The sequence below is a fragment of the Arthrobacter sp. TE12231 genome (assembly GCF_054062895.1).
In genome coordinates, this window is sequence record NZ_JBSSFS010000001.1 from 269,078 (window position 1) to 285,472 (window position 16,395).

Here is a 16,395-nt window from a genome sequence, read left to right on the forward strand (position 1 = left end):
AACGGACCGGGCCACACTGCGTCAAAGCAGCTCCTTATTCCAACTAATTGACAGGCACTCATGAACGACATGAATATCGCCGACTTCGGCGCGGACTTTTTTTCCCTAAAAGGGAAGAACGCGATCGTCACCGGCGGCAATACCGGGCTGGGTCAGGCCTTCACCCTGGCGCTGGCGAAAATGGGCGCGAACGTGCTAGCGGCGAGCATCATGCCCGATGACGGCGCCATGGGCGCGCTCGTGAAGGATGCAGGGTCCCGTTACTCCTACCTTCGCTCCGATATCACTGCCGAGGGAAACCCGAAGCGCGTGGTAGATGCGTGCATCGATGAGTTCGGCAGCGTCGACATACTCATCAACTGCGCTGGCCGGGGCATCAACGAGCCCGACGTGTTGAAATTTACGCGCGAGCAGTGGGACCCGATGGTGGCCCTTAACCTCACCGCAGCCTTTGAGATGTCACACGCAGTAGCGCAGCATATGGTGCCCCAGCGCAGCGGTAAAATCATCAACATCTGCTCGGTTTTCTCGTTCCTAGGCGGCCAGTGGTCGCCGGCCTATGCGGCGACCAAACACGGCATTGCCGGGCTGACGAAGGCTTATTGCGACGAGCTCGCTCCATTCGGCATCCAAGTCAATGGGATCGCACCTGGATACTACGCCACCGCCTTGACCTCGGAGACACGGGCAAACGCACAAGCCAACCAGCGCGTCATGGATCACGTCCCAGCGGGGCGCTGGGGACAAACGCAGGACCTCATGGGTGCGACGGCGTTTTTGGCCAGTCGCGCCTCAGACTACGTCAACGGTCATATTTTGAGCGTCGACGGCGGATACCTGGTGCGCTGAGCGCCGGAGGATAGCGACTAACAGATGACAAAGAAGTACATCGTGGGTATAGACGGCGGCTCGCAGAGCTCGAAGGTGCTCATTTTCGATACAGAGGGTCGGATCGTAAGCGAGGCTGCTGAAGCTTTGGCACCGATGAACACCCCCAAGCCCGGCACGGCCGAACACCCTGACGACGACCTTTATGAAACGATCGTGGCTGCGGCGCGCCGGGCACTCGCAGCCTTCACCGGCGACGTAGCCGACATCGTCGGGGTGGGGCTGTGCACGATTCGGTGCTGCCGCGCCTTGGTGCGTGCAGACGGCACCCTCGCCGAACCCGTGCAGAGCTGGATGGACCATCGTCTGTCACGCCCGTACGAGCACACGAACGACGAAGTCGCGTATGTGACGACCACGTCGGGTTATCTGATGGGACGGCTGACAGGAAACCGCACGGACACCGCGGCGAACTACATCGGTCCCTGGCCCATGGATGTGAACACATGGGACTGGTTCGCCGACCAGGAAACCTTCGATTCATTCAACGTGCCGCACAACATGCTCTACAAACTGCAGATGCCGGGGGAGATCGGCGGATATGTTACAGACGCGTTCGCCGCCGAGACCGGGATCCCCGCTGGCCTTCCTGTCGTGCACACCGCAAACGACAAGGCAACCGAGGCGCTCGGCGCGGGCCTGCGCGACGAGAGTACCGGGCTTATCTCGCTCGGCACGTATATCGCTGGCATGGTCATCGGCGAAGACTTCGTGGCGGAGCCACAAAGCTATTTCACAAACTTCGCGTCGGAGCCTAAGCGCTACATGTACGAGAGTGCCGGCATCCGACGGGGAATGTGGACTGTGACGTGGCTGCGAAACCTCGTCGGCACCGAGATCGCGCAGGCAGCTTCAGCCGCAGGAGTGACTCCTGAGCAACATCTAAATGCCCTCGCCGCTCAAGTGCCGGCCGGGTGCGACGGCCTCATGTGCGTACTCGACTGGCTGGCCTCGCCAACGCAGCCGCACAAAAAAGGGATGTTCATCGGCTTCGATGAACGCCACGGGTACGCACATATGTACCGTGCGATTCTGGAAGGTATTTCGTTCCGGATGAAACAGAACGTGGCGGACATGGAAACCGAGCTCGGCATCCAGGTCGAAAAGCTCGTCATCTCCGGTGGTGGTTCGAACAGCGATGTCGGGATGCAAATCTTCGCCGATATGTTCAATTTGCCCGTCGTGCGCAATGAAGTGCGCAATGCGGCCGGGTTGGGCGCGGCGATTTGTGTGGCCGTCGCGTGCGGCATCTACCGCGACATCGATGAGGCCACGTCAAGAATGGTGCACGAAGCCGACGGATTCACGCCCAACGCGGCTCGCGCGCAGCTATACCGCAATCTCGGCGCGGTCTATTCGGATATCTCTGCGGAGACCGATGCCATCCTCGAACGCACTCACAACATTCTGTCCGAACAATAGGAGTATGACGACATGCCCAAGCTCGCCCAATCAAGGAAGATTTTCGAGCTAGTCCTTCTGATCCTCGCCGCGGGATCAATCTATCCGTTGGTCTATTTACGTCAGAACTTCGAAAAGACCATCCTCATCACGTTCGACATGAACCAGGCGGAGCTGGCCAACCTGTATTCGATGCTCGGCATCATTTTCGTCATCGGGTATCTGCCCAGTGGATGGTTGGCCGACCGGTTCCCCGTCAAGTTCCTCATCATCTTCTCGTTGCTGCTGACGGCCGGCACGGGCCTGTGGTACGCGCAAGTTCCTGACAAGTCCTCCTTGGTGTACATCTACCTCATCTGGGGTTTCGCGACGGTCTTCACGTTCTGGAGCGCGATTCTGAAGACAGTGAACTTGCTCGCAGATGCGAACGAAGAAGGCCGCTATTTTGGTGCTCTCGACGGAGGGCGCGGCCTGGTAGAAGCGATTCTGGCAAGCGCCGCGGTCACGGTGTTTGCGTTTGCCGCCGGTCCGGGTGCGGCCGACGGAGCGGCAACGCGCGCCGGCTTCCAGGCGGTCGTCTACATGTACTGCATTGCGATCATCGTGATCGCCGTGGGATTGTTCTTCCTCATGCCGGGTGGTCGTGATAAGGAGATCAAGGCGGACGCTCAGAGCAAGGTAAACGTCAAGTCGACGTTTGCCGCGATTGCGGAGATTCTGAAGATTCGCGAGGTGTGGGTGATGATCGTCATCCTCTTCTGTGGGTACACGCTGTTCTGGGGTCACTACTACTTCTCGGGCTTCTTGAACGTGAACCATGGAGTATCACAAGTGGGCGCAGGCGTCGTAACAGTGATCGTTTTGTGGATGCGGCCGATCGGCGGATTCGGCGGTGGATTCCTCGCCGACAAGTTCGGTCGATCCAGGGTGCTAACGCTCGCAATGGCGCTCACTGCCGCACTAATGATTGCACTCGCGGTGCTGCCGGGCGGTTCGCCGATTGGCCTAATTTACGTGCTGATTGTGGCGGCCGGCCTGGTGATGTACGTGGTACGCGGCGTGTACTGGTCCATTCTCGATGAGTGCCGTGTGCCGGTGGCGGTGACAGGTATCGCAATCGGGATCATCTCTTTCTTCGGCTACTTGCCCGACATCGTCCTGCCACAGATCAGCAGCGCGATCTACACGAACTTCGGCGACAACGTGGGGGGCGCAAACAGCCTCTACTTTGTGGTGACGGCGGTGATCGGTCTGATTGGTGCCGGGGCAGCAATGTACTTCACGCTGCTGTTGAGGCGTCGCGCCGCTGCCGAGGCAATCGAAGCAAATTCCGCACCTAATTCGGTGGTGGAAGCCTAGAGTACGACGGCACACAACGCCCCGCCCCAAACGGGGGCGGGGCGTTGTGTGCCGTCAAATGCAAGAATTATGCAATCAGTGAAGACTCTTACAAGTCACGCTCCGAGCGACATTTCAATTGGATACGTTCCTGCATGGAGGGGAGCGGCCAGCTGCGCCACACGTCCTTGGGTGACGCCATTGGGAAGCATGCTGCGGGCGTTTTAGCCTGCGCTGCACGCCGTTTCTGTGTAGCTTCCGGTACGCCCGGGGCCGGAGACCTGGCCTAGGGGAGCATCATGTCGATGTAGCTGCCCGGGCGGACGATGTCGGACTTCGGGCGGGTGAGGGTATCGACGTCGGTGTAGCTGCCCGGGCGGACGATGTCGGACTTCGGGCGGGTGAGGGTATCGACGTCGGTGTAGCTGCCCGGGCGGACGGCGCGGCGGGCGTCGCCCCGGACGAGCGTGTCAAGGTCGGTGTAACGGCCGGATGCTGCGTAGCGGCCTGTCGGCCGTGTTTCAGCAGTCCCGGAAGCGGCGGAGTGACTCCCTGAAATGGTTGGATTTCGATTCTGGGTTATCACGGGATCTCCAATGGTAGGAAGGCTGGCGGGCCGAGACGGTAGCCGCCTGAGATCCACCTTCCGCCTCTGCATCATAGGTATCAAACAGGGAAAAACGATCGCACAATAGGCGGCGTCTATGGCGCCTGCTCGTGAGGGAGATGCTCCAGGAATGTGAGGTCCGTCACCCGGCTGACGGCGGCCATGGCGCGGGCCATAACGGAGCCCGGCTCCGCGGCGAGGGTGACAAGTCCGACGGGTATGGCGCGCTCCGGCTCCACCAGGGGCAACGCGCACATCCCGGCTGGGACGCCAAAGACGTGAAGCCAGGCGGACGGCACTACGGTTGCCCACGGCCCCGTCGTTACTTGCGCGAAGAGCGCTGACACCGAGTCGGTTTCTACCCGGGGTGACGGCATAACACCCACCTCGGCAAACACGTCATCGAGACGCCGTCTGCCCTGCATCACTGGATCCAGCAGGCAGAGCGGAAGGGCAGCGGCAGCCGCCCAGGTTGCCGACTCGACCCGAGTCCCCGTGTCGGCGGCCGTCAGCAGGACGTACTTCTCCATGTATAGGTGGGCCACCTGGAACTCGCCAGGGATGGAATCCCGGACGTAGGTGATGCCGGCATCGATCTCGTAATTCTGCAGCCTTCGAAGAACATCCTCGGATTTCAGGTCAGACACAACCTGCACCCGCGCCAGCGGGTGCTTAGCGCAAAATGGAGCTGTGAGCAGGGACAATGCGATCGAAGCGGTCGGAACGGACCCAAAACGCAGCCGTCCGCTGAGCCCGGCGCGCATCGCGCCGATCTCCTCTTTCAGTCCGTCACGGTCCGCGAGGATCCTCCGGGCCCAGACTACAATCTGTTGCCCTTCGGCTGTCAGGCCCTCAAATTTGTTGCCCCGCTGGATCAAGGGAACGTCCAGCTCCTCCTCCAGCTTCCGGATCCCCTCTGACAAGGCCGGCTGGGAAACCGAACAGGACTGGGCAGCCCGCAGGAAGTGACGCTCGCGGTCCAGGGCCACCATGTACTCAAGTTGACGGAAGAACATGAGATCGGTTTACAGCACCCTCCCGGCCGGCGCCACCAATCGTCCATGGACGCCACTGAATAAGTTCGGAGTCTCTCGCTTCAACGGACACGGGAATGGAAAATCCTGCGAATCACAAACAGAGGCGACAATAAGGCATGCAGATTCGTTCTGGCAGCTCACCGCAGCCCAAGAGGCGATGGTTTCCGACGTGGCTGAAGGTAGTCCTCATCGTGCTCGCAGCCATTTTTGGCATTCCTGCAATCCTTCAGGTGACTCACGTTATTGCGACGGCACCGATGGTTGCGATCGCAGACCGGATGCACCCGGCTCCGGGATGGAACGCGGAGGGGGAGAATATTACGGGCGGACCGTTCTGCATCCGCTACGACGTGGACTGTGACAGCATGTGGCGCAGCTACCGGACGGAACGGAAAGTAACGCCTGCTGACGTGCAGCGCATCAGTGACGAAGCCATGAACGGTGCGAAAGTGAAGGGCGACTGCGAGACTTCTCCGCTGCCGTCAAACGTCACGGGCACGTACGAGGCGTGTTCTGCCTCTGCGGTAATTGAGGGTTACGACGTAGAAGTTCGGGTCCTGAAGCTCAGCGAGGACAGCCCGGACAGGAGCATACAGTTCAGCCTCAGCAGCGTTAAAAACAGACGGTAACGCGAGCGGGGCAGCGTCCTCATCGGGCAACGTCCCCGCCCTCATGCGCCTCATCTCGATCTGCAACGCACAGGTGAGGCCCTTCGTCAGATCAAGGGGAGTCCTCGACGCCGGCAGGCTGGACCACCCCGGGTTTACTCTTCGACAGCCCCGCCCGTTGACACTCCGCTCAGGGTGTCAATGTAATCCAGCGTTTTGGGACTGACGTGCCGCACGGCGCCAAGAGCCTCGCGGAGAACGGCCCTGTTGTCGTCGTCGCCAAGCGCTCCTCGGAGTTCGGCCACCGTCTCGATGCCCTGGCTCTCCAACACGCGCGTCATGTCGTCTACTTGGGCGAGGCGGCCGGGGGACGGCCAGTCGATAACTTCGGAAAGCGTCCCGGTATCGAGGTGCCGCCGGAATCCACTAGTCGTGGCGGCATCCGGCCAGGCCTCGATCAGGGCGACAACTCGTGGCCTGACGGTCGCGTGGTAGTTCTGTCGTCGCTGCAAGGTGGCATCGACAACGATGGCCCCGATGTGGTCCCAGCTACGGCTGACTTCTGTGGAGTCGTCTAGGCCGTGGGAGTCCAATTGCGCCGGGAGGTTGGCGTCATCACTATCGATAGTCATAAGTGAATACTTCCATGTCGGCGGTGAGCGTGCGGCTGCGGCGGCCGGGGGTCGGAGCGTACTCGTGGTTGGAGCGTCCGGTGTTCGACGCAGGCCTCGTCCGGCTCCCCGTCCGCTCGGGGGTCGTGAACTATATTCGGACAAGGACCGGACTGCATTGCACTGCAGGCACCAGGAAGGCGGGTTTCTGAATGGCGGAAATGCCGCGGGCCACGGTGGAAGTTAGTAGCGCTGTCGTCCAGCGCCTCGTCCGGGACCAGCGGCCCGACCTCGGCGATTGTCCTATAGCGCGGGTTGCGAACGGCTGGGACAACGCGACCTTCCGGCTCGGTGACGGCCTGGCCGTCCGGCTGCCGCGCAGGGCGGAGGCCGTTCCGCTGATACTGCATGAGCAGCGCTACCTTCCCGACATAGCTCGCCGCTCCCCAGTTGCGGTTCCTGTCCCCGTCCATGCCGGCAGGCCGACGTCGGACTTTCCGTGGCCGTGGAGCATCGTGCGGTGGGTCCCCGGAACCGCTGCGGCCGACGTCGGCCCGGCTGGCCGCGGACCGGCGGCCACAGGCCTGGCCGATTTCCTGCTGTCCCTTCACGTGCCCGCCGAAACGGGCGTCCCGGTCAACCCTTTCCGGGGCGTGCCGCTGACAGACCGTGACGCTGTGCTGGTGGAACGGCTCGAGGACCGCGAACGCTACCCGCAGTCGGCCGCGCTGAGGGCAGTGTGGGCGCAGGCCTGTGCCGCCAAAGCCTGGGATGGTCCGGCGATGATGCTCCACGGGGACCTCCACCCCGGCAACATCCTGCTGGCGGACAACGGCTCCCTGGCCGGCGTCATCGATTTCGGCGACGTCGGGGCAGGGGACCCGGCTGTCGATCTTGCGGTGGGGTGGCTGATGCTCGACGCCGGCACACGCCGCCGCTTCATGGGCGCCTTTGGCTCCGCAGTGGATGGGGACACCTGGAAGAGGGCCCGCGGGTGGGCTCTCATCCTGTCCACCGCCATGCTGAGCAACTCCGACGATAATCCGCGGATGTTCAGGGTAGGAAGGTTCGGGATCAGGCAGATCCTGGATGACGGACTTAGCCTGCAACCCTGACGCCGGCGTTAATGTCGGTGCCTCCTCATATGCTGTGAGTGTGGAAGGCAGAGCAGCTGCGGAGACGTTGGAGGCCATGGAGGCCATGGAGGCCTCCCTCGCCGCGATGTCTGCTATCGCAGGTCGCGGAGCCGGGAACGTGGCCTCGACTGGCGCTGACGTTCTCCGGGACGAAGCGGACGCGTGCCTGGACGGCATGGCTGAGGTAGGCCGCATGGAGGCCAGGCTTGCCGCGCTGAAAGTGCACTTCGCCGCCGGATATGCCCGCGCTGCCGCCGCCATGGCGTCCCCGGCCGTTTCCCCGCAGGAGCGCACCGCCCAGGAAATGGCGGTGACAGCAGAGGTGGCCTGTGTCCTGACCGTGAGTGAAAGATCGGCGGCGGCGCTCCTGGCTGAGTCAGCCATATTGACCACCAGGTTGCCCCTCACGCTGTCTGCGCTGCAGGCAGGAAGCATTTCCTGGCAACACGCGCGGGTGATGTGTGATGAAACGTCCGGGCTGGATCCCGCCGCGGGGGCTGCTTTGGAGGCTCATTTCCTGGACCCCGAAGCTGACTTTGCGGCGCGCGGCTGCCCGGCAGGGGAGCTAGTTCCGGGCAGGTTCCGGGCCAAAGCGCGCAGATGGCGTGAGCTGCACCATCCTGTCAGCATCGAAGCGCGCCACCGCAAGGGTGAGGAGGACCGGCGGCTGGAATATGTGCCGGACCGGGATGGCATGGCCTGGCTCTCGGCCTATCTGACTGCTGATGTGGCGGTGGGTGTATGGTCCCGTGCCACGGAGGCGGCGCGTGCCCTGCAGGGGCCGAATGAATCCCGGACCCTTACGCAGCTCCGTGCGGACGTCGCCGCTGACTGGCTGCTGGCGGGGGTGGCGGAAGGAACTCCGTCACCCAAGGCGCAGGTCCTGGTGACCGTGCCGGCGCTGTCTCTTTTAGGCGCCGCGTCGGAACCGGCCACGCTGGACGGGTATGGTCCCATTCCTCCGACCATGGCCCGTCGGCTTGTGGGGGATGGGGCCGGATCGTTCCTGCGTGTGCTGACCGATCCGCGCAATGGAGCGCCGCTGGAGATCGGGCGGACCAGTTACCGGGTTCCGAAGGCGATGCGCCAATGGTTGCGGCTTCGGGATGGCCGGTGCCCTTTTCCAGGCTGCAATAACCATTCTCTGGATAACGAAGCGGATCACGTGTTGGCCTGGTCCGAGGGAGGCGGCACCGGCATCACCAACCTGGGCCAGCCATGCCGGCGGCACCACCGTCTCAGACACACCACAGCATGGAGGCCGGTTGACGCCACCCGGGACCAGCCACCCGGCTGGATCTCACCCGCGGGACGCTCGTATCCCAGCGAACAACAAGACTGGGAACCGCCACACTGGCCGCAGTCCCTCGGGGACGCCGGTGAAGGCCCGGCGCCGGAACCGCCCGACCGGGAATTGGAACCGCCCGATTGGGAAACGGATCCGCCCGAATGGCCGGACGTACTTGCCGGTGCCGTCGGACCCGGCGGCGCCGTCGGACCCGGCGAGACCGAGCCGCCATTACCGGTGGATCCCTTTCCTGGCTGGGCACTGTTCATCGCGGCATAAGATCGCCCCTCCATGTTCCGGTGCTCCATGCTCCGATGCCCAGGGGAGCACGTACACACGGTGGGCGTTCTCGTGTGCGACGAGTTGCACAATCCTGCGGGCGTCCGCGTCGGAACAGTCGTCGTCGTCGATCCATCCGCTCACTACCTTGGTGCGGTGCACCACAATCTCGCGCCGAGGTAGTGAAGTTCGGCCGGGCCGTAGGCGTCGGAGTGTTAGGGCAGCTGATGACGGCAGCGCCGACAGCCAGGAGTCTGGAAGAAGTGGCCCGCGAAGGCCAGGGCGGGGGCTGACCGCTGAGAATTCGGTAATCCCCGCCGGATGAGTTAGCCGCGACAACACAACCGCCCTGGCCCACCATCACTAACAGGTTAGGTGCCCCGGGCGAGGTGGACCGGTGCCGGGTGGCTGTTCAAACCTAAGCACGGCCCCGAAGGATCAGGTTCCTGTCGGCCCCGCCCTCACTTCGCCGTCACGGTGCGGGCTGCTGGGCCGTTTTCGAACTCGAGGACACCTCGGGCTGCGGGGTCGGTTCGGTCGTGGGGGCGGGGTTCGAGCTCTGGCCGGTTTCGGGGACGACGTCCGCCGGCATGGTGACGCTTGGTTGGCCGGCTCCCGGCACTGCGGTTCCGGCCGAGCCGCTGTCCGCGCCACTGGGGCTACCGTCCGTGGTCAGGCCATCTTTTTTGTTGGAGCCTTCCTGGACTTGCCCCGGCACTTGCGCGACTTGCCCAGGCACGTCCTTCACGTCCTTGGTGGATGCGTCCGTTTTGTCCGGGACGGTCGGAGTGCCGCTCAGCGCTGAGCCCAGCGTCGTCGTGGGCCCGGCCGCACGGCCGTCGATGCTCGACGTCGACGAGACAAGGCTTGAGAGGGGCTTATTGGTTCCGAATTCGACTGCCGTGACACCGACCATCGCGATAACGAATGCGGCAGCACTGACCGCCCCGACCTTGATCCAGGTCTTGGGGGTGAACTGCATCCTCACCCGTTTGGCTCGAGGTCTCTCGGCCGGAGCGCTGGCGGCCAGCACGTCGCCGTCGTCAGCGGGCAGTCCACCCACGCGTCGCTGGGGCATTTTCCTCAATGCCACGGCGGCGGCCGAGCTGAGTGTTCGGGCATAGAGAGCGGCGCCCACCGTGGCAACGATAGAGCCGAGTGCGGCGCCGATAAGGGTCCCGGCGACGCCGAGGAAGGACCCCACGAAGGCAGAGGTCACCGCGGCCAACGCCGAGCCAATAGTCTGGGTGCCGCTTAGCCCGAGGAGCTGTTTCGGCTTGTCTTCGTTAGCGGAGTCTGCAGGCATCTTCAAACACATTTCAGTCAGGTAATGTTACGAACAGATAACTTTACCTGCCTGCGGCTCACTCCCGGCTGCGGCCGTATTTATTTGTGACGCTTCTCACGGACAAGAGGAGGGTCGAGGTTCATGCCACTGCGGCCTCCGGGCCGGCGCTAGTCCAGGGGCAGCGTTATGGTCACACGGGTTCCTGCGGCGGCGGACGAATCGATCATCACCTCTCCGCCAGCAAGGTCCACCGCCAGGCGCATAAGGCGTAGCCCCATGCCGGTGTGCCGGCCAATCATGGCTGCCGGTGCGTCGAAACCACCGCCGTCGTCGGTCACTTTGAGCTGAATGCCGTGGGTCATGCCGTGGGAGACGCAGCTGAGCCGGACCGTGACAACTGATGCCTGAGCGAACTTATAGACATTGCTGAGGAGCTCCTGCGCCGCCCGGTACAGAAGAGTTGCGGACTGTCGGTCCACTTCCATCCGGTGTTGCGGAGTCTCCAGATGCACCACGATGCCGCGTTTGCGGAGGGGGAGGGTCAGACGGTCAATTGCGCCGGTCAGCCCAAGGGCATGGAAATCGACCGGGTGTGTATCGGTGAGGACGCCACGTACGGCGACGACTTCATCGCTTTGTAGTGATTTCATATTCTTACTGTGCGCCTATGCCGTTGGCATTTTCCGGTGACGCGCCGAGGGCAGAGGCAGGATGTCTCGCCGTCGTCTGCCTGGCAGCAGAGTTCATCCGGCCCGCGGTGTTTAGGTGCCTGCGGGTTGGAATATCTCGACCACATTGCCGGACGGGTCCTCCAGCAGGATCTGCTGACCGCCTGGGCCTTTGACGATGTCGCTTCGGAACGTGAGGCCGCCCGCACGGAGTGTTGCAACTACCGCTAGAACTCAAAGTCCCGCCGTCGTTCGCTTGATCACCGCCGCTTTCTCGACGTCGGCGAGCCTCTTGAGCGGTCCGGTCGGGAGCGTTATGAGGGGCGTCGGGGACTAATTCGGTGAAGGGTGCGGTTATGCAGTCGGGGCCGGAACCGGTTCTGCGCGCAACGCGCCCTGCACGCGGATGGGAACGAGATCACATGACGACATCGACTGCCGACGGAGTCGGCTTCCGCTCCAAACGCGGACCTGTCCTCATTGCCCTGATGCTCTCCACGGGTCTGGTGGCGATCGATGCGACCGTGGTGGCGACGGCCGTGCCGTCGATTGTGCAAGACATCGGCGGGTTCGCGTCGTTCCCGTGGCTGTTCTCCGCCTACCTGCTGGCGCAGGCCGTGTCAGTACCTGTCTACGCGAAGCTCTCCGACACCATCGGCCGTAAGCCGATCATGCTCATCGGCATCGGTCTGTTCCTGCTCGGCTCGATCCTGTGCGGCGTTGCCTGGAGCATGCCGGTCCTCATCGCCTTCCGCGTGGTGCAGGGCCTGGGCGCGGGAGCGGTCCAGCCGATGGCCATCACCATCGCCGGCGATATCTACACGCTGGCAGAGCGGGCAAAAGTGCAGGGCTACCTTGCGAGCGTGTGGGCAGTTTCCTCGGTGGTTGGCCCGACGCTCGGCGGCGTGTTTGCCGCACTGGGCATCTGGCGTGGCATCTTCCTCGTGAACATCCCGCTGTGCCTGGTGGCAGGGTGGATGCTGGTCCGGTCGTTCCACGAAAATATTGAGAGCGTGAAACACCGGGTCGACTATCTGGGGGCGGGGCTGCTCACCGTTTCTCTCACCCTGCTCATTCTCGGGGCCCTCGAGGGCGGCCAGGCCTGGGCCTGGGATTCCGCCATCAGCATTGCAGTCTTCGCGGGTGGCGCCCTCTTTTTCGCCGCGTTCCTCCTGGTTGAACGGAGGGCGGCGGAGCCGGTCCTGCCGCCGTGGGTGGTGTCCCGGCGGCTGCTGGCGACGACGGCGATGATCGCCTTCGGCGTCGGAGCGGTCATGCTTGGCCTCACCTCTTACGTTCCCACGTTCCTCGAAGGAGCACTCTCCACCTCCCCGATCCTGGCCGGGCTCGCCCTCGCGGCGCTGACGATCGGCTGGCCGATCAGTGCGTCCCAATCGGGCCGCCTGTATCTTCGGATCGGGTTCCGGAACACGGCCCTGATCGGCATCACGGTCACCGTCATCGGCACAGCAGTCCTTGCCCTCACCGCCTCCGTCCCCAGCGTTGCGCTTGTCGCGGGCAGTTGCTTCATCGTCGGGCTGGGTCTCGGGCTCGTCGCGACCCCGACACTGATCGCCGCCCAATCGAGCGTCGAATGGAACGAGCGCGGTGTGGTCACCGGCACCAACCTGTTCGCGCGGTCGATCGGCAGCTCCATCGGCGTCGCCGTTTTCGGGGCGATAGCGAACGCTGTCTACGCCGGCACTCTGCACGGCGAGACGGACCCCCAAACAGTCGTCGCGGCCTCCTCCGCCGTCTTCCTGGCCGTCTTGATCGCCGCCGTGCTCACCGTCGTCGCCGTCATCGGCATGCCCGCCACAAAACCCGTCAAGCAGGTCCACGCAGCAGCGCGAGAGTAATTCAGAGCCAGATGAGCCCTTGACGGGGCGGGAGAGCCCGCCGCCGGTCCCGCTGGTCACATAGTTGCAGCCCGGCAGCCACCGTCATTGCCGCTGCCCGTACCGGATGGACCGGAAGCGGAGTAATGTGCGGATTCTCAGCGAAGAGCGGGCTGCGTCCCGTTCCCTGACGCATTTCAGGAGGTCCGGAGATGTACGATACGGGCGATGCAGGGGGCGATGTCCTCGTCGATGCGCCATGGCTTGAGGAGCATCTGCACGATCCAGGGCTTCGCCTGATTGAGATCGACGTGAATGCGACGTCTTATGACCGCGGGCACATTGAGGGTGCTGTGCTGTGGAACGTCTACCGGGACCTGAAGGACGGCAACTACCAGCTCGTCGATACGGCCGCTGTCCAAAAGCTGATCGCCGGTTCCGGGATTGCCCCGGACTCAACAGTGGTCTTCTATGGCTATGGACCGGCAATGGGCTTCTGGCTCATGAAGCTCTACGGCCATACCGACGTTCGCGTTCTCGACTGCTCTCGAGACACGTGGCAAGAGGCCGGACGTCCGTGGACCACGGAGGTGCCCGCACCGGCTACGACCGACTACCGTCTGCCCGGCCAGGATGAACGGCTCCGCGCCGACCGGACGCGGGTGCAGAGCGCGATTGATGACCCCTCGGTCACGATTCTGGATGTGCGCAGTGATCTTGAATTCCGGGGCGAGCGGTTCTGGCCGTCGGGTGGACTCGAACCAGGAGGTCGCGCCGGCCACATTCCCTCGGCTGTTCACTTGTCGATCGACGCCTTGCGCGACGACGGCGGGGCGTTCCGAAACGTCGAAGAATTGCGGGAGATATTTGCGCCGATAGACCCCGCAGGCGCTCGCGAGGTGATCCCGTACTGCACTATCGGTATCCGAGCCTGCACGGCGTGGTTCGCGCTGACCTATCTGCTGGGTCGTGAAGACGTCCGGGTCTACGAAGGTTCCTGGGCTGAATGGGGACGGAGGCCCGAGTCACCGGTGGAAACCTCGTGATGCGGGCCTTGAAACTGCTGAACCCCTAATTCTTGGTCGACATCTCTCTGCCGCGCGCCGAGGGCGATCAGGCGCTCGAGTTCTTCTGCCGTGGATACGCCATCAGCCCGGAGTTCTCTCAGCGCTGGCCCGAATGCTCCTCCCCTTTCACCGCCGAACGGAAGTATCGTGTGGCCAGTAGCAGCTAGTTTCTGGCTCAAAGAATGAATCCTCTGGCTTTTAGGTTGAGATCTCAGCCAAATGGAGAGAAGCGCGTGATTGCCGTGGATATGGTGACTGGCATGGAACCAGTTCTGAAATATGTCCGGCATTGGGGCGCCCTCGTGGCGGCCGTCATCTTCTTCTCCCTGTGGTGTGTGGCCGAGGCCGGCCGAATGGGCCCGACCGGTGGGTACGGGGTGAGCAACACGGGTCTGGACAGCTGGCCTGGAACTTGGCCCCTGGTGCTGATGACCTTGGCCATTGCGACAGCTTCCTGGAAGCCGCTGGTGTCCCTCGGGTTCACGGTTGCACTCCTTGCCGGACAGCTAAGCCATGCACTGCCGCCGATGGCTTCCAACCACTGGGCCATCTATCTGGGCTCCTTTGTCGCTCTTGGCTTCATCTTGTGGACCGCACCGCAGCGGCTGCGCTATATCGCTGCGGGCGCCAACGTGGTCGCAGCTGCCATCATGGCGTTCCTGATGCTCTCGTGGAGGTACGGCAACGGCGTCGGCTGGTACCGTCCTGCGTACGCCGGCGACCGCTGGATGCTTCAGGACTACGGCTGGCAGCTATTTGCACTCCTCCTGTTGATAGCCGGATCCTGCGCCGCGGTCGGACTTCTGTTGGCGCTGTACCAGGAACGGGGCAGCCTGTTCCGGGCACGGGAGCTGGCGCAGAGCAGCCTGAAGGAAACCGAGATCGACCTGATTGTGGAGCGGGAACGGACGCGCATCGCCCGGGACCTGCACGACGTCCTCGCCCATTCCCTGGCAGTCATCGCCGCCCAAGCCGACGGAACCCGATACCTGAGCAAGGACCAGCCTAAAGCTGTCCTCAACGCCCTGGACACCATCGCCCGGTCAGCCCGCAGCGCATTGGTGGACGCCCAACGCGTCATCGAGGGAGTCTGTGATGACGGCATGGTGACGCCCCAGCCGCGACTTAGCGACATTCCGGCTCTCATCGAAGGGATGCAGCGCGGCAGTTTGAAGGTCCACCGCAGCGAGTCGGGAACATCCGTGGAACTTTCAACTGGCCAGCAGATGGCGGTCTACCGGATCGTCCAGGAATGCCTGACCAATGCGCTTAAACATGGCGGGCGCGGCACGGACGTGCGGCTCCACTTTGACTGGAGCGGCCCGGGCCTGACCCTGCACGTGGCCTCGGCGCTAGACCCCGGCCAAGCAGGCGCCGGCGATCCGTCCTCCTCCCGGGGCGGGCGGGGACTTCCCGGCATGCGCGAACGCGCCCATCTGGCCGGCGGCTGGCTCACGGCCGGCCCGGACGGCGAACACTTCCGTGTGACGGTCTTCGTCCCCTACGGAACCCGGGAAGCGAGAGAAGCGGACGATACAGCCTGCGCTGAAGCCGGGGGCTCCCTCACGGAAATCGCGGATGCGGAAGCCCAGCCGCTGCTCGCCGCAATCGGACTGCAGCAAGCAGCGATTGCCCGGGAAGTGCACGACCGTGGCTGATGCCGGGGCGCTCATCGCCGTCGCCCTGGTGGATGACCAGCCTCTGTTCCGTGCAGGAATCCGGATGCTCATAGAGAGCCAGGAGGACATGGAACTCTCCGGAGAGGCGAACGATGGGGAACAGGCGGTAGCCCTGGCAAGCGAACGTCGTCCGGACGTCATGCTGATGGACCTGCGTATGCCGGTCATGGATGGCGTCGAGGCCACCCGGCGGATTGTGCAGCGCGCCGATGCTGCGGGCACCGACAAGCCAAGAATCATCGCACTGACCACCTTCAACCGGGATCAGGCCGTGGTCCAGGCAGTGCAGGCCGGAGCCAGCGGGTATCTCCTCAAGAGCGCGGAACCGGAGTTCCTCCTGGCAGCCATCCGCACTGTTCACTCCGGGTATTCGGTCATCGCGCCAGGATCCATCCACTCTCTGTTTGAACATGCGGCCCGCAGTGCTCCCGCGGCGGGCCCGGACCTGTCGGTCCTCAACGTCCTGTCCGCGCGGGAGCGGGACGTCTTCCTGCTCGCGGCCAAAGGCCTCAGCAATGGCGAAATGGCGGAGAGCCTGTTCGTCTCCGAAGCAACCATCAAAACCCACCTGCGCAGCGTGCTGGACAAACTGGAGCTCCGAACCCGGCTGCAGCTGGTCGCCTTCGCCCACGAACGCCGTCTGCTGGGCACCTGAACGGGCA

The 16,395-nt window shown here is 63.5% G+C and carries 15 protein-coding genes; 10 read left to right on the forward strand and 5 right to left on the reverse strand.

Features of this window, described 5'->3' with window-relative positions:
• The first annotated feature begins 60 nt into the window (after window positions 1–60).
• From ACVWYS_RS01175 to ACVWYS_RS01185, 3 genes are read left to right on the forward strand one after another with little or no spacing between them, the layout of a single operon-like run.
• Complete coding sequence (locus tag ACVWYS_RS01175; protein ID WP_456508154.1) at window positions 61–849, forward strand: SDR family oxidoreductase; 789 nt, start codon at window positions 61–63, stop codon at window positions 847–849.
• A 24-nt stretch (window positions 850–873) separates the two neighbouring features.
• Window positions 874–2,310, forward strand: coding sequence for an FGGY-family carbohydrate kinase (locus ACVWYS_RS01180; RefSeq protein WP_456508155.1), 1,437 nt, complete (start codon window positions 874–876; stop codon window positions 2,308–2,310).
• A 12-nt stretch (window positions 2,311–2,322) separates the two neighbouring features.
• On the forward strand, window positions 2,323–3,648 hold the full coding sequence (locus ACVWYS_RS01185; RefSeq protein WP_456508156.1) for an MFS transporter: 1,326 nt from the start codon (window positions 2,323–2,325) through the stop codon (window positions 3,646–3,648).
• A gap of 265 nt (window positions 3,649–3,913) precedes the next feature.
• Here the strand turns inward: ACVWYS_RS01185 and ACVWYS_RS01190 are convergent, their stop codons facing one another.
• Entirely contained in the window at window positions 3,914–4,213 is a 300-nt protein-coding gene (locus tag ACVWYS_RS01190) for a hypothetical protein (RefSeq protein WP_456508157.1), read from the reverse strand.
• Window positions 4,214–4,329: 116 nt separating this feature from the next.
• Entirely contained in the window at window positions 4,330–5,250 is a 921-nt protein-coding gene (locus tag ACVWYS_RS01195; protein WP_456508158.1) for a LysR family transcriptional regulator, read from the reverse strand.
• Between the two features lie 212 nt (window positions 5,251–5,462).
• Between ACVWYS_RS01195 and ACVWYS_RS01200 the strand changes: the two genes are divergently transcribed.
• On the forward strand, window positions 5,463–5,900 hold the full coding sequence (locus tag ACVWYS_RS01200; RefSeq protein WP_456509209.1) for a hypothetical protein: 438 nt from the start codon (window positions 5,463–5,465) through the stop codon (window positions 5,898–5,900).
• Window positions 5,901–6,034: 134 nt separating this feature from the next.
• On the opposite strand, the gene ACVWYS_RS01205 is transcribed toward ACVWYS_RS01200, so the two are convergent.
• The gene (locus ACVWYS_RS01205; RefSeq protein ID WP_456508160.1) at window positions 6,035–6,511 is read right to left on the reverse strand and encodes a hypothetical protein; all 477 of its coding nucleotides are present in this window, start codon (window positions 6,509–6,511) and stop codon (window positions 6,035–6,037) included.
• A gap of 191 nt (window positions 6,512–6,702) precedes the next feature.
• On the opposite strand from ACVWYS_RS01205, the gene ACVWYS_RS01210 reads away from it, so the two are divergent.
• Window positions 6,703–7,605, forward strand: coding sequence for an aminoglycoside phosphotransferase family protein (locus ACVWYS_RS01210; protein ID WP_456508161.1), 903 nt, complete (start codon window positions 6,703–6,705; stop codon window positions 7,603–7,605).
• An 85-nt stretch (window positions 7,606–7,690) separates the two neighbouring features.
• Window positions 7,691–9,193, forward strand: coding sequence for a DUF222 domain-containing protein (locus tag ACVWYS_RS01215; RefSeq protein WP_456509113.1), 1,503 nt, complete (start codon window positions 7,691–7,693; stop codon window positions 9,191–9,193).
• 472 nt (window positions 9,194–9,665) lie between these two features.
• On the opposite strand, the gene ACVWYS_RS01220 is transcribed toward ACVWYS_RS01215, so the two are convergent.
• Together ACVWYS_RS01220 and ACVWYS_RS01225 are read right to left on the reverse strand one after the other, a co-directional pair.
• On the reverse strand, window positions 9,666–10,499 hold the full coding sequence (locus tag ACVWYS_RS01220) for a hypothetical protein (protein WP_456508162.1): 834 nt from the start codon (window positions 10,497–10,499) through the stop codon (window positions 9,666–9,668).
• A 149-nt stretch (window positions 10,500–10,648) separates the two neighbouring features.
• Entirely contained in the window at window positions 10,649–11,131 is a 483-nt protein-coding gene (locus ACVWYS_RS01225; RefSeq protein ID WP_456508163.1) for a sensor histidine kinase, read from the reverse strand.
• A 440-nt stretch (window positions 11,132–11,571) separates the two neighbouring features.
• Here ACVWYS_RS01225 and ACVWYS_RS01230 point away from each other — a divergent pair, with 440 nt between their 5' ends.
• The 4 genes from ACVWYS_RS01230 (at window position 11,572) to ACVWYS_RS01245 (ending at window position 16,388) form a co-directional block, all read left to right on the forward strand.
• On the forward strand, window positions 11,572–13,008 hold the full coding sequence (locus ACVWYS_RS01230) for an MFS transporter (RefSeq protein WP_456508164.1): 1,437 nt from the start codon (window positions 11,572–11,574) through the stop codon (window positions 13,006–13,008).
• 191 nt (window positions 13,009–13,199) lie between these two features.
• Window positions 13,200–14,033 carry a sulfurtransferase gene (locus ACVWYS_RS01235; RefSeq protein ID WP_456508165.1) on the forward strand — a complete coding sequence of 278 codons (834 nt, stop codon included), beginning with the start codon at window positions 13,200–13,202 and terminating at the stop codon, window positions 14,031–14,033.
• Between the two features lie 281 nt (window positions 14,034–14,314).
• Window positions 14,315–15,712: a sensor histidine kinase gene (locus ACVWYS_RS01240; protein WP_456508166.1), complete on the forward strand. Its 1,398-nt coding sequence runs from the start codon at window positions 14,315–14,317 to the stop codon at window positions 15,710–15,712.
• Window positions 15,705–16,388, forward strand: coding sequence for a response regulator (locus tag ACVWYS_RS01245; protein ID WP_456508167.1), 684 nt, complete (start codon window positions 15,705–15,707; stop codon window positions 16,386–16,388). The genes ACVWYS_RS01240 and ACVWYS_RS01245 overlap by 8 nt, the downstream gene beginning before the upstream one ends.
• Window positions 16,389–16,395 lie beyond the last annotated feature (7 nt).

Coding starts and splice junctions, on each gene's coding strand:
- ACVWYS_RS01175 (WP_456508154.1), top strand. CDS start 61: ATGAACGACATGAATATCGCCGACTTCGGCGCGGACTTTTTTTCCCTA.
- ACVWYS_RS01180 (WP_456508155.1), top strand. CDS start 874: ATGACAAAGAAGTACATCGTGGGTATAGACGGCGGCTCGCAGAGCTCG.
- ACVWYS_RS01185 (WP_456508156.1), top strand. CDS start 2,323: ATGCCCAAGCTCGCCCAATCAAGGAAGATTTTCGAGCTAGTCCTTCTG.
- ACVWYS_RS01195 (WP_456508158.1), bottom strand. CDS start 5,250: ATGTTCTTCCGTCAACTTGAGTACATGGTGGCCCTGGACCGCGAGCGT.
- ACVWYS_RS01205 (WP_456508160.1), bottom strand. CDS start 6,511: ATGACTATCGATAGTGATGACGCCAACCTCCCGGCGCAATTGGACTCC.
- ACVWYS_RS01210 (WP_456508161.1), top strand. CDS start 6,703: ATGGCGGAAATGCCGCGGGCCACGGTGGAAGTTAGTAGCGCTGTCGTC.
- ACVWYS_RS01215 (WP_456509113.1), top strand. CDS start 7,691: ATGGAGGCCTCCCTCGCCGCGATGTCTGCTATCGCAGGTCGCGGAGCC.
- ACVWYS_RS01220 (WP_456508162.1), bottom strand. CDS start 10,499: ATGCCTGCAGACTCCGCTAACGAAGACAAGCCGAAACAGCTCCTCGGG.
- ACVWYS_RS01225 (WP_456508163.1), bottom strand. CDS start 11,131: ATGAAATCACTACAAAGCGATGAAGTCGTCGCCGTACGTGGCGTCCTC.
- ACVWYS_RS01230 (WP_456508164.1), top strand. CDS start 11,572: ATGACGACATCGACTGCCGACGGAGTCGGCTTCCGCTCCAAACGCGGA.
- ACVWYS_RS01235 (WP_456508165.1), top strand. CDS start 13,200: ATGTACGATACGGGCGATGCAGGGGGCGATGTCCTCGTCGATGCGCCA.
- ACVWYS_RS01240 (WP_456508166.1), top strand. CDS start 14,315: ATGGAACCAGTTCTGAAATATGTCCGGCATTGGGGCGCCCTCGTGGCG.